At 58.8% G+C, this 21,408-nt stretch carries 17 protein-coding genes; 10 read left to right on the top strand and 7 right to left on the bottom strand.

The features are described from left to right. Position 1: 1 nt before the first annotated feature. The gene (locus tag ACJ0G7_RS06370) at positions 2–1,426 is read right to left on the bottom strand and encodes an NADP-dependent isocitrate dehydrogenase (protein ID WP_043694335.1); all 1,425 of its coding nucleotides are present in this window, start codon (positions 1,424–1,426) and stop codon (positions 2–4) included. 80 nt (positions 1,427–1,506) lie between these two features. On the opposite strand from ACJ0G7_RS06370, the gene ACJ0G7_RS06365 reads away from it, so the two are divergent. Continuing rightward, positions 1,507–2,442: a glycosyltransferase family 2 protein gene (locus ACJ0G7_RS06365; protein WP_407395457.1), complete on the top strand. Its 936-nt coding sequence runs from the start codon at positions 1,507–1,509 to the stop codon at positions 2,440–2,442. Here ACJ0G7_RS06365 and ACJ0G7_RS06360 read toward each other — a convergent pair. Next, complete coding sequence (locus tag ACJ0G7_RS06360; protein ID WP_407395456.1) at positions 2,417–3,661, bottom strand: ChbG/HpnK family deacetylase; 1,245 nt, start codon at positions 3,659–3,661, stop codon at positions 2,417–2,419. The two genes, ACJ0G7_RS06365 and ACJ0G7_RS06360, sit on opposite strands and share 26 nt — an antisense overlap. Continuing rightward, positions 3,658–4,428 (bottom strand): 5'-methylthioadenosine/adenosylhomocysteine nucleosidase, encoded by a 771-nt coding sequence (locus ACJ0G7_RS06355; RefSeq protein ID WP_407395455.1) that lies wholly within the window; start codon positions 4,426–4,428, stop codon positions 3,658–3,660. The genes ACJ0G7_RS06360 and ACJ0G7_RS06355 overlap by 4 nt, the downstream gene beginning before the upstream one ends. A 78-nt stretch (positions 4,429–4,506) precedes the next feature. Between ACJ0G7_RS06355 and ACJ0G7_RS06350 the strand changes: the two genes are divergently transcribed. The 8 genes from ACJ0G7_RS06350 to ACJ0G7_RS06315 all read left to right on the top strand — a co-directional run bounded on the left by ACJ0G7_RS06350 (position 4,507) and on the right by ACJ0G7_RS06315 (position 15,393). Continuing rightward, positions 4,507–4,950 (top strand): hypothetical protein, encoded by a 444-nt coding sequence (locus ACJ0G7_RS06350; RefSeq protein ID WP_043697225.1) that lies wholly within the window; start codon positions 4,507–4,509, stop codon positions 4,948–4,950. A gap of 75 nt (positions 4,951–5,025) precedes the next feature. Then, a complete protein-coding gene (locus ACJ0G7_RS06345) occupies positions 5,026–5,739 on the top strand; it encodes a heme oxygenase (biliverdin-producing) (protein ID WP_043694344.1) in 714 nt (237 codons plus the stop codon). Between the two features lie 7 nt (positions 5,740–5,746). Then, entirely contained in the window at positions 5,747–6,799 is a 1,053-nt protein-coding gene (locus ACJ0G7_RS06340; RefSeq protein ID WP_407395454.1) for a glycosyltransferase, read from the top strand. Positions 6,800–6,881: 82 nt separating this feature from the next. Then, the gene (locus tag ACJ0G7_RS06335; RefSeq protein WP_407395453.1) at positions 6,882–8,702 is read left to right on the top strand and encodes an ABC transporter ATP-binding protein; all 1,821 of its coding nucleotides are present in this window, start codon (positions 6,882–6,884) and stop codon (positions 8,700–8,702) included. A 5-nt stretch (positions 8,703–8,707) separates the two neighbouring features. Beyond that, positions 8,708–12,082, top strand: coding sequence for a glycosyltransferase (locus ACJ0G7_RS06330; RefSeq protein ID WP_407395452.1), 3,375 nt, complete (start codon positions 8,708–8,710; stop codon positions 12,080–12,082). Further along, the gene (locus ACJ0G7_RS06325) at positions 12,075–13,373 is read left to right on the top strand and encodes a glycosyltransferase (RefSeq protein ID WP_407395451.1); all 1,299 of its coding nucleotides are present in this window, start codon (positions 12,075–12,077) and stop codon (positions 13,371–13,373) included. The genes ACJ0G7_RS06330 and ACJ0G7_RS06325 overlap by 8 nt, the downstream gene beginning before the upstream one ends. Then, positions 13,373–14,521: a glycosyltransferase gene (locus ACJ0G7_RS06320; RefSeq protein ID WP_407395450.1), complete on the top strand. Its 1,149-nt coding sequence runs from the start codon at positions 13,373–13,375 to the stop codon at positions 14,519–14,521. Before ACJ0G7_RS06325 ends, ACJ0G7_RS06320 begins: the two co-directional genes overlap by 1 nt. Next, on the top strand, positions 14,518–15,393 hold the full coding sequence (locus ACJ0G7_RS06315) for a sulfotransferase (RefSeq protein WP_407395449.1): 876 nt from the start codon (positions 14,518–14,520) through the stop codon (positions 15,391–15,393). The genes ACJ0G7_RS06320 and ACJ0G7_RS06315 overlap by 4 nt, the downstream gene beginning before the upstream one ends. A 7-nt stretch (positions 15,394–15,400) precedes the next feature. Here the strand turns inward: ACJ0G7_RS06315 and ACJ0G7_RS06310 are convergent, their stop codons facing one another. Genes ACJ0G7_RS06310 through ACJ0G7_RS06295 form a run of 4 tightly spaced genes read right to left on the bottom strand, consistent with a single transcriptional unit; the run spans position 15,401 to position 19,827 of the window. Further along, complete coding sequence (locus ACJ0G7_RS06310; protein WP_407395448.1) at positions 15,401–16,240, bottom strand: sulfotransferase family protein; 840 nt, start codon at positions 16,238–16,240, stop codon at positions 15,401–15,403. Next, positions 16,237–18,030, bottom strand: a complete 1,794-nt coding sequence (locus ACJ0G7_RS06305; RefSeq protein ID WP_407395447.1) for a hypothetical protein — start codon at positions 18,028–18,030, stop codon at positions 16,237–16,239. Before ACJ0G7_RS06305 ends, ACJ0G7_RS06310 begins: the two co-directional genes overlap by 4 nt. Positions 18,031–18,040: 10 nt before the next feature. After that, entirely contained in the window at positions 18,041–18,892 is an 852-nt protein-coding gene (gene kdsA, locus ACJ0G7_RS06300; protein WP_043694371.1) for a 3-deoxy-8-phosphooctulonate synthase, read from the bottom strand. Between the two features lie 53 nt (positions 18,893–18,945). Continuing rightward, positions 18,946–19,827 carry a glycosyltransferase family 2 protein gene (locus ACJ0G7_RS06295; RefSeq protein WP_407395446.1) on the bottom strand — a complete coding sequence of 294 codons (882 nt, stop codon included), beginning with the start codon at positions 19,825–19,827 and terminating at the stop codon, positions 18,946–18,948. 80 nt (positions 19,828–19,907) lie between these two features. Here ACJ0G7_RS06295 and ACJ0G7_RS06290 point away from each other — a divergent pair, with 80 nt between their 5' ends. Further along, positions 19,908–21,401: a glycosyltransferase family 39 protein gene (locus ACJ0G7_RS06290; protein ID WP_407395445.1), complete on the top strand. Its 1,494-nt coding sequence runs from the start codon at positions 19,908–19,910 to the stop codon at positions 21,399–21,401. Positions 21,402–21,408: the final 7 nt, after the last annotated feature.

Below are 21,408 nucleotides of genomic sequence, written 5' to 3'. Positions count from 1 at the left end.
GTCAGAACCTTGTGATGATTGCCTCAGCGAAACCGCTGCAGCTCACCGGATCCACCTGAGGTTCCATCAGCCGGGCCAGGTCATAGGTGACCTGCTTGTCGGCAATGGCGGCACTGAGGCCCTTGGTCACCAGTTCGGCAGCCTCCTGCCAACCAAGGAATTCCAGCATCATCACGCCGCTCAGAATCACCGAGCCCGGGTTGATCCGATCCAGGCCGGCATGTTTCGGAGCGGTGCCGTGGGTGGCTTCGAAGATGGCAGCGTTCTCACCGATGTTCGCGCCGGGGGCCATGCCCAGGCCACCCACCATGGCGGCCGCGGCATCGGAGATGTAGTCACCGTTCAGGTTGAGGGTGGCGAGGATCGAGTACTCCTGGGGCCGGGTCTGGATCTGCTGGAAGATGCTGTCGGCGATGCGGTCATCGACCAGCACCATCTCTTTCCACTTGCCACCACCGTGGCTGCTGCCGATGGCGTCGATCACCGCCTGCACCTCGGCATCGATGTCGGCCTTCTTTTCTGGGGTGAGGCTGTCGTAGCCCGGCTCGATCATGCGGGCGTTGGCCTGCACGCTCAGGTCTGAATCCTTCTCGAGGTTGCCGAGGATCCAGCTTTCCCGCTCGGTGATGCACACGTCGCGGAATTCGGTGGTGGCCAGCTCGTAGCCCCAGTCGCGGAAGGCGCCTTCCGTGAATTTCATGATGTTGCCCTTGTGCACCAGGGTCACGTGGCGCTTGCTGCCCTCAAGGCGCAGAGCGTGCTGGATCGCCTTGCGGATGTGGCGCTGGCTGCCGTGCTTGCTCACCGGTTTGATGCCGATGCCGGAGCCTTCCGGAATCTGGCGCTTGCCCAGCTTGCCGTTGGCGGGGATCACCACTTCATTGAGATGCTTGCGCAGCTCCTGGCCGACGGCGTCATCGGCCTCCCATTCCACACCCATATAAATGTCTTCGGTGTTCTCCCGGTAAACGATCACGTCCAGATCTTGCGGACGCTTGTGGGGACTTGGGGTGCCCTCGTAATAGCGGCAGGGGCGGACACAGGAATACAGATCAAAGATCTGTCGCAGGGCAACGTTCAGGGAGCGGATGCCGCCACCCACCGGGGTGGTGAGGGGGCCCTTGATCGCCACGCCGTAGCTGCGGATGGCTTCGAGCGTGTCCTCCGGCAGATACTGATAGGTGCCGTAGAGGTCACAGGCTTCGTCGCCGGCGAACACCTTGAACCATTCGATCCGTTTCGCACCGCCATAGGCCTTGGCCACGGCGGCATCCAGCACCTTCTGGGTGGCGGGCCAGATGTCAACACCGGTGCCGTCGCCGCGGATGAAGGGGATGATCGGGTTGTCGGCCACCACGGGCTGACCGTTCTCGAAGCGGATCGGCGTGCCCTGGCTGGGGGCTGTGAGCTTCTCGAACTGGGCCATGGCGGTCGATTGGGCGTCAGCAAGGCGAGCCTATGACTGAGTGTGCAGCCTTACGGTTCAGCCATCACCAGCAGGTTCGGATGGTCCGCGAGCAGCTCTGGGTCGTAGCGGCTTGCTTCAACGAGGACAGCATCATCTGTCGGTTCATTGAGGAGGTGCTTCAGCTCCACGTCGTGGATCGACTGGTTCTGATCGATGACGGCTCTGGAGACGCCACGGTGACTGTGATCCGCCAGTGGCAGGAGGCCCATCCCAGCGCTCCGCTGGTCTTGCTGGAGCTGACGCGCAACTTCGGCAAGGAAGCGGCGATGCTGGCCGGCCTCGACCATGCATCTGGACGCTGCGGGGCGGTGGTCTTGATCGATTCCGACCTGCAGCATCCACCGGAGCGGATTCCCGTGATGGTTGAAGCGTGGAGGCAGGGGGCCGAGGTGGTCACTGCTGTGCGGGATGACCAAGACGCCGAGTCTCTGGTGAAAGTGGCCACAGCCTCCTGGTTCTATCGGGTGTTCAATCGGTTGGTGGATTCGATTCAGCTGCAGGAGGGGGCCGGTGACTTCCGTTTGCTGAGTGCTCCGGTGGTGGAAGCGGTGACCCAGATGCGTGAAGCCGCGCGTTTCTCCAAGGGGTTGATGCCCTGGACGGGATACCGCAGCGTGGAAATCCCTTACAGCCGCGTGGCACGTCTGGGGGGGGGCAGTTCCTGGAGCTCCTACAGGCTCTGGCGTTACGCCCTTGATGGCATCTTTTCCTTCTCGGTGAAGCCCCTCAAGGTGTGGGGGGTGATCGGTGTGCTGATTTCTCTGCTCAGCTTCCTTTACGCCGCGCTGATCGTTCTGCGCACCGTTGTCTTCGGGGTGGACCTGCCGGGCTATGCCTCACTGATCGTGGCCATTCTGTTTCTCGGTGGAATCCAGCTGATCGGCATCGGTGTGCTCGGCGAATACATCGGCCGGATCTACATCGATGTGAAGAAGCGGCCGCACTATTTCATCCGCGCGGTGCACGAGTCCTGAGGGCCTGCCACTCCCGCTGCCTGTCCGTGCTGCTGAAGAAGCCTGCGGACAGCTGGAATCCGTTGCGCTCCATGGCGGCAGCGTTTCCGGCCACTGCCGGATGGCTCAGCAGGAGATTGGGTGTGTCTCCTTCGCGCGTTGGACTCCATGCCAGTCCCTGGAGGCATGCCTCGAGAGGGCGTCCCGTCATGCGTCCTGTGAACAGCACACCACTGAATGCGCCGTTGGTGCTGATGCCGGCTCGCTTCAGCCGGGGAATGGCCAGGCTGCTGAGCAGTTGCAGCACCAGCCACTTGAGCAGGCCTCCGCTGCGCAGCGCAGACCACCAGCAGGACAGAGGCAGATCTGTGGGCAGCGGTTCCCGTGTTGTGCGAATCCAGTCGATCTGATGCTGTTTGGACTGTCTCAGCAGGCAGTCCAGAACGATGGGCGTCAGATGGATGTGCTGATGGCCGTCAAGCGGAATACGTCGTTGTTCGGTGAGCGTCCGGAAGCGGTGGACCTGGTGTTCGATGGCGCGCTCCAGTTGCGGCAGGAATCGTTGGCGACGCGCGGGCAGCAGTGATGCCAGCAGCAACGTGCCGAAGCTCGCCGGTAGATCCGGACAGCCTTCCACGCCTGGGCCTTCCGTCAGGCAGAGATGCAGGCAGAGTCCCGCGGCGTCGGGCAGCGTCCGCCAGGCGGCGGCGGCCTCCTGTGCTGATGTCCCGTCCACCAGCAGGCTGGCGCCTTGCAGCTGACCGCTTGTCGCAAGGCTCAGGATGGCTTCATTCACCTCCGGGGCCAGACCGAGGTCGTCTGCATGAATCAGGGCAGGCACGGCTTGGCTGTGACGCTGTCGCTGGCTGAAGCGAGCAGCCCGGCTCCAGATCAGGGCATTCAGCACTGTGGGTGTGAACACCAGCAGCAGGGTGCGCCATGCCGGATGGGCCCAGTCCGTCAGCAGCAGTGGCAACAGGGCGCAGACGCTCAGATTGATGCCGTACTGGAGGATCAGCCAGCGCCGGGCAAAGCGACGACCTCCGGTCTCCTCCCGGAAGGTCACCAGAGCATGGCCGAGATAACCCGCCACAGAAGCGGCCAGAAAAGCGAGAGGGTTGGCCAGCCAGCTGGGAATCACCATCTCAAGGCTGATCAGCACGGCGAGATGCACACCTGCCGCCACAGCACCCACTGCTCCGTAGCGCCCCAGGCGCCGGAGCAGCGCCGCGGATCTCATCGGCGGGGCGCTGAGGCCTGTCGCCGGAGCAGCGTCTCAATCAACGTCCAGGCCCGTGCGTCGTAGGCCTGAACGAAGTCATTGAAGCTCTGGGCGGCCTCCGAATCCGCCCCATCCGAGATCACACGCAGAACCAGCCAGGGAACGTTCTCCTGTTCGGCCACCTGCGCCACCGCGGCACCTTCCATTTCCACGGCCTGCAGATCGGGCAGGGCGTCGCGCAGGGCTGCGATCACAGCGGCATCCCCGATGAACTGATCACCGGTTCCGATCAGCCCCGGCTTGGGCCGGCCGAATCCCTGGAGTGCACCGGCGGAGTGGCTCTGCTCAAGCGCGTTGAGGGCCCAGTGAAACCAGGCCTCCTGGGGTGCCAACACGGCCCGGTTCAGTGGTGGCACCACGAATCTCGGCAGGATCGGTCGCACGTCCAGATCGTGCTGGACAACCGAATCGGCCAGCACCACATCCCATTGCTGCAGGGCTGGGTCGGCACCACCGGCGACCCCGGTGAACAGAAGCAGATCGATCGGCGCCTCCGGGGAAGCTGAGGCGAGCACACGGGTGGCGGTGCGAGCAGCGCAGACCTTGCCCCAACCGCTCCAGGCCAGCGTCAAGAGCACCGGCGTGCCGCCATCCCCCTGCCATTCGCCGCGATGAATCACCAGATCGCCGAAGGTTTCGCGACTCAGGTTGTTCAGATGAGCCAGATCAGAACCGATTTCCTCCGGCATGGCCCCAAGCAGACCGAGATGGAGAGGGCGTTCCATGATCGACGCGAATTGCTGTCACCGTAACGGCGGGCCAGGGTGGATCCGTGCAGGATTGGGCGAGGTGTGACGTCGGTCGTGAACGCAGGTGAAACGGTGTGCAGCGTGGAGCAGGCCCGGGTCATCGCCTCCGCAGTGACGCTGGTGCGGCGACATTTTCCTGCCGCCAAGGAAAATCTGCGTCCGTGGAGGGATGACGCCCAGACACGTCAGTGGAGCGAACCCGAGTCGATCGATCTCTCCTTTCACTTCCCGGGCTGGAGCCCGCGGCTGCAATGCCGCAGCCTGCTGATGCAGCTTCGTCTCAGCAGGCGTGAAGCCGATCAGCCAGGTCACCTGCTGGGTGTGCTGATGCGCGGCATGACCTACGACGGCGAGCGCTGGCGGCTGGCGACCGTCGGCGATTGGCAGCCCACAGGGTCCCATCTCCCCCAGCCGGATCAGGTGCAATGCCTGCGCCAGATCTGTCAGGACCTGTTCGTTCTGTTTTCAGCGGGCGCATCGGATGAGGCTGCCCCGTAACCCTTCGCAACTCAGACGGCCGCTGGTTGGATATCTCCTAATAAGGTCGAGGAATCGCTCAACCACAGGCTGATCATGTCCGTCGCACTGGCTGCACAGCTTCGTGAAGGCACGAAGAAGTCGCACACCATGGCCGAGAACACCGGCTTCGTGAGTTGCTTTCTGAAAGGCGTCGTCGATAAGGCCAGCTACCGCAAGCTCGTGGCTGATCTCTATTTCGTGTACACAGCGATGGAGGAGGAAATCGGAAAGCTCGGAGACCATCCTGTGGTGGCACCGATCGGAATGAAGGAGCTCAACCGCCGTGAGGCCCTCGAGCAGGACCTGACCTATTACTTCGGAGCCAACTGGAGGGATCAGATTCAGGCTTCACCTTCAGCAGCGGTGTACGTCGATCGCATTCATGCCATCGCCAAGGAGTCTCCTGAGCTGCTGGTGGGTCACCACTACACGCGTTATCTGGGTGATCTCTCCGGTGGACAGATCCTCAAGAACATCGCCCAGAAGGCGATGAACATGGATGGTGATGACGGTCTGCGTTTCTACGTCTTCGATGACATCGCTGATGAGAAGGCGTTCAAAACCGCCTATCGCGCCGCGATGGACGAGCTGCCCATCGATCAGTCCACAGCGGATCGGATCGTCGAGGAAGCCAACCACGCCTTCCACCTGAACATGAACATGTTCAAGGAGCTGGAGGGCAATCTGGTTGCAGCGATCGGCAAGGTGCTGTTCGGTTTCCTGACCCGTCGGCAGCGCACCGGCAGCACGGAGGCGGCAGCCGCCTGAAGCAGCCGTGGCCACCAGGCTTGTTCGCTTTCTGGTTCCCGGCACCAGCGGTCGTTTCCGCTGTGGTGGGCTGAGCGTTGAGCTGCAGACGGCACGTCTGGTGGCCTCACTGTGTGAGACGGAGATCGTCACGTACCGCGAGCGTCGGGAGGACGTCCCCTTCCTGCACGACCTTCTCCGCGATGAATCCGCCTCAGACCATGTGCTCTGGATCGTCAGCTGGGGTTTCGATGTTCCAGGGTTGATCCGTTGCCTGAGAGGTCACCGGGTGGCCTACCACGCCCACAGCAGTGGGTACGGCTTTGATCTGCCTCCTGGGATTGCCGTTCTGGCCGTGAGCCGGAACACCCTCGGGTACTGGGGTGACCGAGCGCCTCGGAACCCACTGTTCCTGGTTCCGAATGCCCTGGAGCAGGCCTGGCTCGACCGTGGTGATCGTGCCGACGCCAGTGGCCGGGAGCGTCCCATCGATGTGCTGGTGCAGGCCCGAAAAAGCAGCGATTACGTTCTTCGGAGGCTGGTGCCGGCTCTTCGGCAACGGGGGCTCTCGGTGGAGGTGCAGAGCGGCTGGGTGGATGATCTGGTGGGCTTGTTCAACAACGCCAAGGTGTACCTCTACGACTCCGCCGAGTACTGGCGGGGACGGGGCGTCACGGAAGGCTTCGGCCTGCCGCCGTTGGAGGCGATGGCCTGCGGCTGTGTCGTGTTCACCAGCCTGAATCACGCTCTGGCAGACCACTGTGATCCGGGCCGATCAGCTCATCAGATCGGCTGCGGCAGCCTGGCCCATGATCTGCAACGCATTCAGGCCGCCGTTGCCGAACCGCTGCGATGGCGCCCACCGATGGCGGAGCTGGGGGTTCTGCTTCAGAACAGTGGTGAACAGCGATTGTTGGAGCGCTGGCGACAGGTGATGACAGATCTCGATCAGCTCCAGGGCCAATGGCAGCTGGATGCACCCCTCAGCAGCCCATCCACGTGGAGGTTGCGTTTGGCTCAGATGCTCCATCGCGCAAGGCGAGTGGTCGATCGGTTACCCGGCTGGCCGAAACGGTCCTGAAACGTCAGAGCTGACGGCTTAACTCATCAAGTTGTCAGAGATTTCCTGCAGATTCGTTTCGGCGAAGAGATCAGTTCGTTCTATGCCCGTTTTGCAGAGCCAGACCTGGAAAGAACTGAGCACTCTTTTTCGTGAGTTGTCACCGGAACGGCGGAAGTCTCTTCTTATTGTTCTCGCTGCATCGTTATTCCAGGGTGTTATTGACATCCTGTTGGTGGGTCTGCTCGCCAGGCTGGTCGGGCTCCTGGCTGGAGCGAAATTGGAGGATCAGATTCCTGGGATCCGTTTCTTTGGAGGTGGGTTTCTGGATCAGGCGGGTTGGATCGTTCTGCTGCTGATTGCGTCGTTCTGGTTCGCTTCTGCCGTGCGCTTCGGGGTGGCGTTACTGGAGGCGCTTCTTGCTGCAGATATCTGGTCAGATCTGGTCAATAAGGTGTACGGCAATCTGTTGATGCAGAACTACGAGTTCTTCACGCAGAAACGCTCCGCTGTTCTCTCGGAGCGATTCAATCGCATCCTCACCAGAGTCACGTCAACGGTGATTTCGCCGATGATCGCCATCTCCGGGAATGTGTTGAGTGTTTCGGCTTTGTTGATTGGTGTTGCCATCGCCCTGGGTGGCAAGGCACTCACAATCTTCGCTTTTCTGTTGATTGCCTATCTGATTGCTTCCCTGATCATCACGCCTTATCTGCGCCTGTTTCTGCGCCAGAAAATGCGTTATACGCGTCGGATTCGGCTCACTTTCTCTGAGTCGCTGCGATCGATGCGTGACATTCAGTTGTATTCCTCGCATCAGTTTTTTGTCGACCGTTTCATGCGCGACGGAACGATCGCCAAGCGCAATGACCGGCTTGCCAATCTTCTGCCGAATGTCCCCAAATTTCTGATCGAGCCAGCCGGCATCACCATCCTGTTCCTGGTCGGTCTTGCACCGGCCCTGGTGAGTGGGGACAGCGATCAGTTGCGTGCGGCCATGCCGGAACTGGCAACGGTGCTGGTTGTGCTTCTCCGGATTTCAGGTCCCCTGCAATCGATGTTCCGCAGCCTCAACAAACTGCGGGGTGGTCTGCCGGAAGTGAAGGATGCCCTTGATCTGCTGTGCATGCGTCCAACCCGCCTTTCGCTCGCTGATCCGTCCGTGCCATCTCCGGAGGGGGTCATGCCTCGCCGTCTGATCGAGCTGCGCGACGTCACTTTTTCCTATGGGCTCTCGGGTGAACCGGTGCTGCGCAATGTGGATCTGTCCATTCCTGTGGGTTCGCGCATTGCGCTGGTCGGCAAGACCGGAAGCGGCAAGACAACACTGGCTCATCTGCTGCTGGGTTTGTACAAACCGGAGTCGGGCGAACTGTTGCTCGATGGTCTGCCGGTGTCAGATGAGGAAATGCCTGCCTGGCAGTCCAATTGTGCTTTCGTGCCGCAGCAGATTCGTCTGCTGGATGCCAGCGTGCGTGAAAATGTGGCGTTCTGTGAAAGTCCCGACGAAATCGATGATGACGAGGTGTGGGCCGCCTTGAAAGCTGCTCAGTTTGCTGATTTTGTTGCCGACATGCCCTATGGGCTGTTCACCATGTGTGGGGAGAACGGCATGAAGCTCTCCGGTGGACAGCGTCAGCGGTTGTCCCTGGCCCGAGCGTTTTACCGCAATGCCAAGTTGCTGGTGCTCGATGAAGCCACCAGCGCTCTGGACAACAAGACCGAGTACGACGTGATGCAGGCGCTGGAGCTGGTGGGTCGGCGCTGCACGATGGTGGTCATCGCCCATCGCCTGTCCACCGTGAAGAAATGCGATCGGATCTACGAAATCGCAGACGGAGGTATTCGGGCTTACGGCGATTTCGAAACGTTGAAAGCGACGTCCACCAGCTTCCGTGAGATGGCGATGCTCGATGACGCCTGAAGGCCATGGCTGATGTCATCCTCCTGTCCACAGCGGACTGGGATCATCCGCTCTGGACGAACAAACAGCACCTGGCCGTTTCGCTGGCGGATGCCGGTCATCGAGTGCTCTACATCGACTCCCTTGGAGTTCGCGGTGCCCGTGCTGGTCGGGCTGATGCCAGGCGAATCCTGCGCCGACTGCTGAGAAGCTTGAATCCTCTCCGGCAGGTGCGTCAGCGCATCTGGGTGGTGTCGCCACTGGTGCTTCCAGGGCGGACCACTGGAATGGCGGGGCGACTCAACCGCTGGAGCTTCGGTCTTGCGCTGTTCTGGGCCGATTGGCGTCTGGATCTGCGCACTCCTCTGTTGTGGACCTTCAACCCGAACACGCGCTCTTATCTGAAGCTCGGGCGTTTCCAGGCCACGATCTATCACTGCGTCGATCGCATCCAGGCGCAGCCCGGCATGCCTTCTGAATCGCTTGAACGCGCAGAACAGGATCTGTGCGGTGCCGTCAATGCCGTGTTCACGACAGCTCCTGAGTTGCAGAAGGAGCTGGCACCGCTCAATGCCGGGACGCATCTGTTCGGCAATGTTGCCGATGCTCAGCATTTCGGACGGGCCCGTTCGCAAGCGCTGCTGCGTCCCCCTGATCTCCCCGCGATCCAAGGGCCCTGCCTGATCTTCATCGGCGCCATCGATGCCTACAAGCTCGATCTGGCGATGCTGGAGGCCCTGATCGCCTCGACTCCGCAATGGACCTATGTGCTGATTGGTCCCGTCGGTGAAACGGATCCGTCGACCGACGTGGATCCCCTGGCTTCCCATTCCCATGTGCATCTGCTCGGCCCCAGGCCCTATTCCGAGCTGCCGGGGTATCTGGCATCGGCCGATGTCGCCCTGCTGCCGCTGCAGCTCAACGACTACACCCGCCACATGTATCCGATGAAATTCTTCGAGTACCTGGCCGCTGGTTGTCCTGTGGTGGCCACGGCCATTCCGTCGCTGTTGGACCAGGGGGATGTGGCCACGCTCTGTCCACCAGATGCCACGGCGTTTCAACAGTCGATCGCCGCAGTGCTGAAAGGTGATGTTCCGGCTTTGGAGCAACGCTTGGCTCGTGCGGAACAGTTCACCTATGAGCGGCGCACGGCCTCGATGCTGCACTGTCTCGGCCGACACGGCCTCCTGCCTCAGGAGCCGGCTCCGCCGCAGGCGATGCCGTATCACCGCGTGCGGCGACAGCTGCGGGTTGATTGGCTCGCTGCCCAGGTGGGTCTGCTGCCGGTTCAGGCCATGGATCGATTGGGATGGCAACGGCTCAGCAGCCCCCTGCTGGATGCTTTTCTCCGCAGGTGGCCGTTCAGCATTCCCTTGCTCAGCGTTCGGGCCAGCCAAGCGTTCGCTCAAGGGGATCACGACATGGGCCGCCACCTGATTGAACAGATCTGGCAGCTGGACGGTGAAGCTGAGCTGCTGCATCAACTGCTGTTCCGCCGCGGTTCCCGTCCTGGTGATCGCGGGGATCAGCTGGCGATGTTCGATGCTCTGGCTTCGAGCACGGTGCTGCCGCTCCACCTATCCGGTTACTGCCGGGTGGTGCGCACCTACAGGGCGATCGATCAGAAAGATCAAGCCCATCTGCGGCGTTGCTGCAACGCCCTGGATGACATCATCGCTGCGTTGGACGATGACTCCGACACTTATCAGTGCCTGAGGCCGAATCGGGTGAACCGGGCCAAGCTGCTGATCTCGGCTCATCTCACCAGGCTGCGCGGATTGATGGCGTTGCACGATCATTCCGCCCTCAACCAAGCCGCCCTGGAGCTTGAGCAGTGCGCCCGGCGTTACGACCCGTTTGCGATTGATCGGACCACCGCGATTCGGATGACCCGCAACATCATGCGTTGTCTGGCGATTGCGGCGGTGATGGCCTGGCATGCCGGAGACAGCTGCCGTCTGGATGCTGTGGTCGCGCAGGTGGAGCGCCTGCGATCGGCGAGTTATGCCGATCGCTTTGACCCCATTGCGGAACGAACCCAGGAGGACCATCGCGCTTTTGCCGACTGGATGCTGGAGCGTCTGCGAGGTTGCCGCTGGCCCGGAGGCCAAGCGACGCTGAAACCATCCGCCTCGTTGTTCGTCGAGCCGGTGTTGCTGGTGTATTTCCCGGTGCTGCGGCTGGATCGGGCTGAAAAGGCCTGGCGCTTTCTCACTCGCCCTCAGTGGACAGGCCGCGGCGTGAACCAGCAGGTGGCGGGAACGATCGCCTTCAGCATCGACTCCCTGAAGCTCGGTGGAGCCGAGAGGACCCTGCTGCGCTGGGCAGTCTGGTGCCGGGATGCCGGTTGGCGGGTGGTGGTGATCACGCGCCATGGACCGGAGCGGGATGCCTATCCGGTGCCGGAGGGTATGGTCCGCCGTCAGGAGCCTCGTCTCTCGCCTGCTCTGGAACGGCTTGGCTGGTGGGCCTTTCCCGCAAGGTTGCTGGCGTTGCGCTCGCTGCTGCGCCAGGAGTCGATTGATGTGGCGGTGGGGGTGACGGTGCTGCCTGCTGTGAAGCTGCTGTTGGCCTGTCGTGGTCTGGGACTGCGTTGTGTGGTGTCAGAGCGCAACTACCCCCCGGCGCGCCCGCCGGCGTTGCCCTGGCGATGGTTGCGGCGCTTGGCCTATCCCTGGGCTGATCTGCATCTGGTGCAAACCCGCACAACCGGCCGTTGGTTGCGGCGCCATTGCGGTGCTGAGCATCAGCAGTTGATGCCCAATCCTGTGGTCTGGCCGCTTCCGAACCATGAGCCGGCTCTGTCCCCCGATGCCCTGTTGCCGCCTGAGGTCCCTGTGCTGTTGGCGGCGGGAACCAAGGCTTATCAGAAGGGTTTTGATCGGTTGATGCCCGTCTTCAGGGGGTTGGCCGATCGCATCCCGGAGCTCCATCTGGTGGTGCTGGGGTTGGGGGATACCCCGTATCAGGGCGTTGATCAGCAGGCCTGGCTGCGGCAATTGCTTGGGGATGGCTCGGATCGGCAGAGCAGACTGCTGCTGCCGGGCCCGGTGGGCAACATGTCCGATTGGTACGCGAGAGCCAGCTTGTTCCTCCTGCCATCGCGATTCGAGGGGTTCCCCAATGTGCTGCTGGAGGCCATGGCTGCAGGCTGCGCCTGCGTTGCCAGTGATTGCCCCACCGGTCCGGCCGATCTGATCGAGGATCACAAGAACGGGCGGTTGTTGCCGGTTGATGCGTCGTCAGACGTCTGGATTGAGGTGTTGGAGAGCCTGTTGCGGGGTGAGGAGCAGCGCGCCCGGTTTGCTGAGCAGGCGATGTGCGTTCGCGACCGCTTCAGCGAGCGACACCTTCGGGATGTGTTTCTCGATGCCGTTCAGGGACTGAGCCATGGATGATCTCTGGGTGGTGCTGCCTCATCTCGGAGCAGGGGGCGCGCAGAAAGTCGGCCTGCTCGCAGCAGAACATTTCGCCGCACAGGGGTTCCAGGTTCGGGTGCTGTCGCTTCGACCGGAGCATCCGGTCAAGCACCGGCTGCCCGACAACGTGTCCATGCTGGACATGGATCCAGATCCGAAATCCCTCCATCCCTGGCTGCGGGATGTGGAGAACCGTTCCTGGCAGGCACGCGGGCGGCGCTTCACCGTTGCCCAGCTGATCAAGGTGCGGCGATTCATCGTTCGGCTCGTCACTGTCGTGCTGCTGCGCGGCATCCAGCTCGCCTTGCCCTGGGTTGATGATCGACTGCAACCGGGCCGGGGTGGACTGGCCAACGCGCTGTTGTCCTGCTGCATGGAAAGCGTTGGCGGCCTTCGTTACGCACGCCTGCGCGACTTGCTGGTTGAGCAGCAACCGGGGCGGGTGTTGGCACTGCTCAGCAAAACCAACATTCTCTGCTGTGCCGCGGCTTGGGATCTGCCGATTCATCTGGTGGTGTCGGAACGCAATGATCCCCGACGGCAATCGATGGATCGTTTCTGGCGCTGGCTGCGTTGTGTGTACTACCGCCGAGCCGATGTGGTGACGGCCAACACCGAGGGCGTGCTGGAGTCTCTGCAGGAGATGGGGGATTGGCAGCGGCTGGAATTGCTGCCCAATCCCCTGCCTGCCGGTGTGCTTCACGAGGATGCGGAGCCTGTCCATGGCGCTGAGCAGGAGATTCTTGCGGTGGCCAGGCTGGTGCCGCAGAAAGGCCTGGATCTTCTGCTCAGAGCCTTTGCCGAGCTGGACCCGTCCCTCCGAGAGGGTTGGCGCGTGACCCTTGTGGGTGATGGTCCGGAGCGTGAACGGTTGCACCGGCTGGCGGCGGATCTGGCGATCGGTGATTCCGTTGTGTTCGAAGGTTTCCGCTCGGATCCTTTCCGCTTCATGCAGCGGGCCTCGATCTTTGCTTTGCCCTCCCGTTTCGAGGGGATGCCGAATGCGCTGCTGGAAGCCATGGCGGCCGGACTCCCCGCGGTGGTGAGTGATGCATCGCCAGGGCCGTTGGAGATGGTGCGAGATGGCGTGAACGGCTTGGTGGTGCCCACCGAAAACCACCTCGCGTTCGCGGGGGCGTTACAGCAGTTGATCGACGATGGCGGGATGCGGGATCGGCTCGGTGATGCCGCCCGTGAGAAGCTCCGGTCACTCGACTGGAGCGTGGTGGAGCCCCACTGGCGTTCCGTGCTCGCCCTCCCAGCTCTGTGATGCCGGCGGCTCTTCAGGGTGCACTGATGGTGTTCGCTCCAACGCGCCAGGCGGCGAGTGAAACCTTCATCCGCGCCAACCTGGCGGGACTTCCGTTTCGGATCCAGGCCTGGTTCGGGGACGAGCGCCCCCTCGTTCAACCCCTTCGGTGTCTGTACGGCAGCGCGATCCTGCTGAGCAAGCTGCTGACGCGGCTGCGTTTGCTGCGACTCGCCGGATTGCCGGCTGCATGGGTGGCCTGGCTGTTGATTCGCCTTGATCCCCCGGATGTGGTGCTGGCGGAATTCGGCTTCGAAGCGGTGCGCGTGATGGAAGCCTGCCGCTGGAGTGGTGTGCCGCTGGTGGTGCATTTCCGTGGATCCGATGCGTCGGCCCGGAACCGCATCGGGCTGTTGGAGGAGCGCTACCGCCGGCTGCTGCGTCTGGCCGGTGGCGTGATCGTGAAATCGGAACGGATGGCCCTTCGCCTGGAGGAGCTCGGTGCTGAACGGCAGCGGATTCAGATCAGCCCCTCCGGTGCCAATCCGGCGCTGTTTCATGGCAGTCAGCCTTGTCAATCGCCTCCGCTGCTTCTGGCGGTCGGTCGCTTCGTGGCCAAGAAGGGTCCGCTGCTCACCTTGCGGGCTTTTCAGCTCTGTCTGCAGCGAGCCGATGTCTCACCGCTTCCGCAGTTATGGATGGTGGGAGAGGGCCCGCTGCTTGCAGAAGCGAGGCGGTTTGTTGTTCAGCATCAGCTGCAGAACCATGTGGTGTTTGCCGGGGTCTGTTCTCAGGAGCAGGTGGCGGAACGGATGCGTCAGGTGCGTGCCTTCGTGCAGCACTCGATCGTGGCCCCGGATGGAGACAGTGAGGGAAGCCCCGTGGCTGTGATGGAAGCGCAGCTCAGCGGCCTGCCAGTGATCGCCACCCGTCATGCCGGGATTCCTGATGTGGTTCTCGATGGGGCCACGGGCCTGCTGGTGGAGGAGGGAGACGTGGACGCGATGGCCCAGGCGATGCTGACCCTGCTCGCAGAACCGATGCTGGCTCAAAAGCTTGGAGAGGCCGGCCAGAGGCGCGCCCTCCAGCACTTCACGGTGGAGCATCATTTGCGGGACGTCACCGAACTGCTGTTGCGGGTGAGTTCCGCGGCCCGGGCATTGTCATGAGTCGTCCCCCAACCCTGCTGCTGATCCGCGGCCTGGGCCACAGCGGTACCACGATCCTTGATCTTGCTCTTGGTGCTCACCCCCTGGTGATGGGTCTTGGGGAAGCTGCCCGGATTCTGAAGACTCCGGAACCTGGTGAAGAACAACGTGGTCCCGCCATGCTGCGTGGTTCACAACGACAGGACCGACTCTGCACCTGTGGGGCCACTGCCAAGGACTGCCCGATCTGGGGACCGGCCTTGGAGTGGCTGGTGGCGCATGACCACCTGTCACTTCCGGACAAGATGCAGCGGCTGATGCAGTTCTCCAGCGCGATGCCGTCCGCCACTGGGGAGCCCCACCGGGTGATCGTCGATTCCTTTCAGGATGAACTGGTGCTGCCCCAGGCGATGCCTGATCAACTGGATGTGCGGGTGATTCACCTGGTGCGTGACGTCCGCTCCTGGCTGCACTCCCGGTTGAAGCCAGCCCGCGCATCAGCGCAGCCGTTGTCCGAGCTGCGCACCTTGTTGCGTTGGTGGTATGTGAATCGCAAATTCGATCGGGCTCTGCAGCGCTGCGGCCGGCCTGTGTTTCGTCTGGGCTATGAGGAACTGGCGCTCCAACCCGAGCGTTCGCTGCAGCTGTTGTGCGACTGGTTGGCTCTGCCCTATTCCGATCAGATGCTGTCGCCCGGAGCTAACAGCACAAGCCATATCCTTTCGGGCAATCGGATGCGGTTTGATCCGGCTCGCTCGCGGGCGATCCGTTACGACGCCGCCTGGATGGCCTCCAACGACTGGCTGCTTCGCACGGCTCTGCTGATTCCGGCTGTGGCTGGACTGAACCGGAAACTGGTGTATTCCAACGACGTTCTCCAGTCCTTTGTGTAGTTGGCTCCTAGCGGCACCAGCGGCTAGCCGTTGGCCAGTGCCGGCACAGATCAAGCTCCGGCAGTTGATCGGCAACGCCGCGGTACACCGCAGCCTGGCTTTCACCGATGCTGGCAAGAACGTCGTCCGGCAGATCAGTGGTGGAGCGACTTTCGTTCACCCGATGGCTCCAGTTCGGTTGCTGGTATGGAACCATCAGATGACGGCAGAGCTGCTCATAAACGGGTTCGGTGAACAGACGTTCGTAGAGCTCAATGAATAGATCCGTGGGGGCAAATACCTGGCTTAATGCCTTGAGTGTGTGCAGATAATCGCTGCGCTGACTGGACTGCTGCCTGAGTTTATGGGCGGTGCGCAGCAAATGATTCCGTTCGATGTCCGGCTGAAGTTCTCCGCGTTTGCGTAATTTCATCCGTTGTTGCGACAGAATTCGCTCCACTGGATCCCGCATCAGGAAGACCACCCGGGTGGCGATGTTTCTTTGGTCAAATTCCTGACGCACCCAAGCCATCGTTTCGGGCGAAAGGCAGCTGTACGACGGGGTGATGTCACCGGTGAGTTGAATGGACGACTTGTTCAGTAAGCGGCTGAAGTAGTCGAAATAGCGAGAGCTGTCCGTCAGGAAACGTTGCCGGCGCCAGGTTCTCCATTTCCAGGGAGCTGCATGTCTGGGTCTGAAATGTTCAAATTGCGGCAATGTTATTGCGTCAAGAATGTGATACTCCTTGCAGAAGCCGAAATCTGCGTCCTGACGGCGATGCAATTGCTCATGCAGCCAGGAGGTGCCTGCCTTTTGTGCGCCAACGCCAAACAGGAAGACTTTGCGCGTTTGGTTTGACTTTCTCATTGAATTCTCCTGAAGATTTTGCCATTGTTCTCATTGGGATTGTAATTATAAATTTCCCTGTAGGCGGTCATGTCAATATGATGTGTTGCCAGGCGTTTGCCAGTGTCAATATTCACAAGGAAGTCTCCCTTGACAGGGGAGTAGTAAGACCCTTTGCCGACTCCTTCCATGACAGTGTATACATCATCCTCTAGGTCAAAATAAATCAGACGGTCGAAATTCAAACGCTCCAGAGGCCCGCGATTTCTGAACCATGATTTGGAGTAGATGATGTTGATCTCTTCTCCATTCTGGCGAGCATTTGTTGTGATTGTGCGCAACCGATCATAGGTTTGTACCCAGCTTTCCTGGTCGACTTTCATCTTGCTGATTCTGTGATTAAAGCCTTTTCCTTCAAGATGCTCGATACCAATCAGACAACTGCTTGCTACGACTCCTGCAATGCCAATCAGCTTTGTATTGCCGCCTTTGTGAATCAGTGGTGTTGTCGCCCAGATCCATAGCATGGTCAAGTTCAGTGTCGCGATGAGTTGAACAGGCAGTGCCATGTAATTGCTGGAGCGAAACCCCACAAGGGCGAACAATCCAAGGGCGTAAGCTAAGGCGCCGATATTGAAAGCATCCAGCAGAGAAAATCGTACTTTTCGAAGACAGATCAAGATGCTTCGTGTCGCCATGGTCAGCATCAGGATTCCAAATCTGTAATCGGATTCGAAGCGAGAAAATCGAAGAGCGGAGTCGTAGGCGTTATTGCCATGGTAGAAGCTTGGTATGTAACTTAGAAACAGGAACGAAATTGCCAGAACAAAGATTAAACTGATGAGACATATCTCCAGCCTGTATGCATTGATCCAGGCTTCCAGTGTTTTTCTTGACAGCTTTGGCCTGCCCGCGAGAGCCCCGCTGCACCCAGCAAGCAACACAAACATTGGTGGCATGGTGAAGAGAATGAAGCCTGTATCTTTGAAAAAGATGCCGACCAGTGCCGGAAGTATTGTTAGATATTGATCTCGGGACCGCTTGGATTTCCAGTAGTGACTATAGAAGTAGATGTAGATTGCAAACAGAAGAGCAACGATTCTTTCGCTATAAATAAACTGGAAAAATGTAAACCCTGTAGCGGTGTCAAACAAAAATAGAATACTGAAAACCAGGAGAATCTCTTTCCTGTTGGATCTGTTGCTTAATTCACCAGCTGTTTTAGCGCTGAGAATGCAGATTGTGACAAGCTCTGCTGCGTTCACCAGCATCCAAATGCTTACATAGGGTGTCAGCCAGCTCAGAATGTGTAGATCCTGGTGCGATAGAGGAAAGAAGCGAAAATCATTGCGGAACATTGTTTCTTTGACGAGTTCCCAGCGCAATGCGAAGTTGTTCAGCAAGTGATCAGTGTGAATATCTTTGTACCAGCTGATGATTTCCTTGTAAAACCAGCTTGCTTGCTGAAGCATCAGAGATGCATAGAAAGCAAACAAACCCGATGCGAGAGGGTGTCTTCTAACCCATTGCAATATCCTTTTAATGCTTCCTGCATTCTTCTCTGTTGGGTATTGTGTGACGGTTTCAGACTGTGCCTTGTGAAGCAGAAATAAGCAGGTTGCAGTGAGAAGCAGGAGGAAAAAAAGATGTGAAATCGCGTTGTAGCGCTTCAGCAAGAGTTTGCCGCTTTCACTGGCCACCTCAGGCAGCCATGTGCCCGAAGGGATCAGGATGAGGATTGCAAACAGTCCAATGCCGATCAACAACAGCCACAGAACTCCAAGCCAGCGAACGGTCGTTGACCCAAACATTGTGCTCAGATCAATTGATCTGCAGGTCGGGCAGGGATTTCACCACATCGTCCACGGCTTTCACCTGCTCCAGAAATGCTTCGAGCAGGTTCAGTGGCAAGGCACTCGGACCATCGCAGCGGGCTTTGCCTGGATCAGGGTGCGCCTCAAGAAACAGTCCTGCAAGGCCCAATGCCATGCCTGCTCTGGCAAGATCCACGACCTGGGAGCGTCGACCTCCCGACGCGGCTCCACCTGGATCACGGCACTGGAGGGCGTGGGTGACATCGAAGATCAGAGGGAGGTCATCGCAGCTGCGCTTCATCACTCCGAATCCGAGCATGTCCACCACGAGGTTGTCGTAGCCGAAATTCGTACCGCGTTCGCAGATCAGCAACTGGTTGTTCCCGCACTCCCGAAACTTCTCAACAATGTTCCGCATCTGTTCCGGGCTCAGAAACTGCGGCTTTTTGATGTTGATGATTGAACCGGTTTCGGCCATGGCCTGCACCAGATCAGTCTGGCGGGCCAGGAAGGCCGGTAATTGAATGATGTCAGCGACATTTGCTGCTAAGTGAGCTTGTTCCGGTGTGTGCACATCGGTGATCACAGGAATGCCGTGGGTGTCCTTCACCGCCTTGAGAATCTTCAGTCCCTCGTCCAGTCCTGGGCCGCGATACGAATGAATGGATGAGCGATTGGCCTTGTCATAAGAGGCCTTGAACACCAGCGGGATGTTCAGGCGGTTGCAAACATCTTTGTAATGGGCAGCGCAGTGCAGGGAAAAGTCCAGATCCTCCAATACATTGACGCCGCCAAGTAGCACAAACGGGCGGTCATTGGCGAAGGTGATGTCGCCAAGCTGAATGGAGGGTTTTCCCATGGACCTGCCCTTACTCAGCGGAATCCTACTGCTCCTCAGCGGATCACCAGATCTTAATGGGCACTTCGCTTGTCGATCATGTCGGCAAGTAGAGCAAACATCATCACATTCAATGTGATGAAGGCAAGTAAAATTGTTTTATCAGTAAGGTCGTTCAGGATGAATACGTCGTGAGCGCTGCTGAGGACGAAAAGAACGCCAAAGAATGCCGCCACAGGTGTGAGCAGTCTCATTGGTGCAAAATACATGCCTGTTCGTGCAATTAGCTGCACGAATCTTGCGGTGTCTCGAATTGGTTTGATATGGCTCTTGCCGATGCGTTTGGTGTAGCTGATCGGCACGAAGAGTACATCGTGGCGGTTTCGCAGCATGCAAATTGTGATTGTTGTCGTGAAGCTGAATCCATCAGGTAGCAGGCTCAGGAATTTCATTGCAAGATCGCGGCGGAACACGCGTAGACCCGAATTCATGTCTGGAACATTGCTGCCGCACAGGAAGGAGACCCATGGCACCAGAATCAGCTTTGGAATGCTTCTGATGGTTGAATAGTCAACGTCTTCCCCTGTCCGTGCACCTACCACCATGTCGTGTTGAAAGGCTGAGGTGATCAGTTCAGGGATCCTGTGATTCGGATAAGTTCCGTCCGCATCGGTGATACAGATCAGGTCTGCATTGGAGCGACGTATTCCAGTTTTCAATGCAGCGCCATAGCCAAGATTGCGGCTGTGGTGGACGACGCGGAATGGTTCGCTTTGAAGGTCTGCAGCAAGTTGATCCAAGAGCTCTTTTGAGCCATCCTTTGATCCGTCATTGATGACAATGACATCAGTGCACTGGTTTTCATGCTTCTTTAAATGGCTAAAAATATCTCGTATTGTTGACTCGATCGCTCTCGATTCGTTGAAGCAGGGGATAACAATGCTAGTGCTCTTCATCGTAAGTTATCTTTCTTGGCAAATTATAGGCTGCAACTCTGCGTTGTCCAAAGCCTTAGCACTATAGTTGCGATGAAGGCATGGATGTGCAAATGCCAAAGCAAGTCGTCTCTTTCCTTCGCCCTGTTTTGCGCAGGATGACCTTCACTTCATTCAACAGGATCTCCGCCTTGATGGCATTGGCCGGATTTCTGTGGATTTTGTTTCAAAGTGCTCATGGCATCAATGGTGATGAGATCGGAAGCGATGCTGGTCAGAACCTTCAGTCTGCCTTGAACCTTGTCGGTCATGGGGTTTATGGAGAAGGAGTCTTTGAGGGCATTCCTGAGCATGGCTTCCGGAGAGAGCCATTCCCCAATGTTCTGCTGGCAATTCATCTTTTGATTTCGTCCTGGTTTGTGCCTGGGATGGACTTCACCCAAGCGCATCAAGATCAGGATTTTCTGCGCATTGCCAAAGGAGTTAATGTGAGTTATGTGGCCGTCTTGTTGGGGGGCTTGTGGATCCTGTTGCGCCGTTTGATTCGGCCTGAATTCATTGCGGACGGCTTATCTTTGGTTTTGTTTCTCTTTGTAGATCGCTATTTCATTCAATTTGAAATCAATGATCTGAATACGGAGTTGCCCGCATCCGCCTGCCTCGTGTGGGTCTCGCTGTTGCTTGTGCTCGCTCATCAGCAAGGGCGAGGGCGTTGGCTCATGGCCTCTGGATTGGGCTTTGGGCTCCTGGTGCTGACCAAGGCAAGCGGTGCCTATGTTGCGTTGGTGGCGATTCCTGTTCTGGCCTTTTATTTGCATTGTAAGGCTCCATATTTCCTGCGAACTTTTGCATTGATCTCGCTCGGATTTGCTTTGGCGGTGCTGCCTTGGGTCGTGAGAAATTCGCGGCATTTCAATCGGCCAGTGATCGCTCAGGGTGGTGGCGACGTGCTGTTGATCCGCTCTTCGTTTAACACAATGACTCCTGAGGAATACAGGAACTCATTTTATGCCTACGCGCCTGTCATTGTTCGTGATCATGTTCTCGGGCCTTCAATGTCACTGTCGGAAAATGATTTTGAGTGTGGCTATGCGTTAGACCGGTTTAATCGTAATCTTCCGTGTGATCGACTTGCGCTTGAAGAAAATCGGTATCAGGATGTGCGTTCGTTTTATCAGATTGGCAAGCGCGCCTTGCCGAGCTCCATGGGCCTCCTGCGAGACGAGAAGCAGGCTGTTGCCTTGAAGCGAATTCGTGAAAATCCTCTGCAACACATTCTCGTCTCTGTCCCGATGGCCTGGCGTGGTCTGTGGTCATTTGCGAAAGTTAAATACTGGCTGGGAACAGGTCTTAATTTCTTTGCTTATGCATCACTATTTGTTGCTGTTGTTCTTGGGATCGTCCAGAAGAAATTTATCTGGCTGGCCATCTCGATCATCCCGGCGGGATACTTTCTTTTCTATGCTTTTTTGAGCCATTTCATCCCGAGATATTCCGAGCCTATGATTCCCCTGGCTTTTGTATGCATGAGTGTTCTTGGTGTTGCGATAGCAAGTCAATGTCTGCCTTCGTCCTTCGGCCGTCTTCGTTTTTGAGTTGTAC

This window comes from Parasynechococcus sp., assembly GCF_045559935.1.
GTDB lineage: Bacteria > Cyanobacteriota > Cyanobacteriia > PCC-6307 > Cyanobiaceae > Parasynechococcus.
The sequence above is the reverse complement of the archived record's forward strand: the minus strand, read 5'-3'. Positions and strand labels throughout refer to the sequence as shown.

Excerpts from the sequence above, each read along its gene's own strand:
- ACJ0G7_RS06315 (WP_407395449.1), top strand. The coding sequence starts at position 14,518 with ATGAGTCGTCCCCCAACCCTGCTGCTGATCCGCGGCCTGGGCCACAGC.
- ACJ0G7_RS06330 (WP_407395452.1), top strand. The coding sequence starts at position 8,708 with ATGGCTGATGTCATCCTCCTGTCCACAGCGGACTGGGATCATCCGCTC.
- ACJ0G7_RS06305 (WP_407395447.1), bottom strand. The coding sequence starts at position 18,030 with ATGTTTGGGTCAACGACCGTTCGCTGGCTTGGAGTTCTGTGGCTGTTG.
- ACJ0G7_RS06370 (WP_043694335.1), bottom strand. The coding sequence starts at position 1,426 with ATGGCCCAGTTCGAGAAGCTCACAGCCCCCAGCCAGGGCACGCCGATC.
- ACJ0G7_RS06310 (WP_407395448.1), bottom strand. The coding sequence starts at position 16,240 with ATGAGAAAGTCAAACCAAACGCGCAAAGTCTTCCTGTTTGGCGTTGGC.
- ACJ0G7_RS06360 (WP_407395456.1), bottom strand. The coding sequence starts at position 3,661 with ATGAGATCCGCGGCGCTGCTCCGGCGCCTGGGGCGCTACGGAGCAGTG.
- ACJ0G7_RS06325 (WP_407395451.1), top strand. The coding sequence starts at position 12,075 with ATGGATGATCTCTGGGTGGTGCTGCCTCATCTCGGAGCAGGGGGCGCG.
- ACJ0G7_RS06355 (WP_407395455.1), bottom strand. The coding sequence starts at position 4,428 with ATGGAACGCCCTCTCCATCTCGGTCTGCTTGGGGCCATGCCGGAGGAA.
- ACJ0G7_RS06335 (WP_407395453.1), top strand. The coding sequence starts at position 6,882 with ATGCCCGTTTTGCAGAGCCAGACCTGGAAAGAACTGAGCACTCTTTTT.
- ACJ0G7_RS06345 (WP_043694344.1), top strand. The coding sequence starts at position 5,026 with ATGTCCGTCGCACTGGCTGCACAGCTTCGTGAAGGCACGAAGAAGTCG.
- ACJ0G7_RS06320 (WP_407395450.1), top strand. The coding sequence starts at position 13,373 with ATGCCGGCGGCTCTTCAGGGTGCACTGATGGTGTTCGCTCCAACGCGC.
- ACJ0G7_RS06295 (WP_407395446.1), bottom strand. The coding sequence starts at position 19,827 with ATGAAGAGCACTAGCATTGTTATCCCCTGCTTCAACGAATCGAGAGCG.
- kdsA (WP_043694371.1), bottom strand. The coding sequence starts at position 18,892 with ATGGGAAAACCCTCCATTCAGCTTGGCGACATCACCTTCGCCAATGAC.
- ACJ0G7_RS06365 (WP_407395457.1), top strand. The coding sequence starts at position 1,507 with ATGGTCCGCGAGCAGCTCTGGGTCGTAGCGGCTTGCTTCAACGAGGAC.
- ACJ0G7_RS06290 (WP_407395445.1), top strand. The coding sequence starts at position 19,908 with ATGGATGTGCAAATGCCAAAGCAAGTCGTCTCTTTCCTTCGCCCTGTT.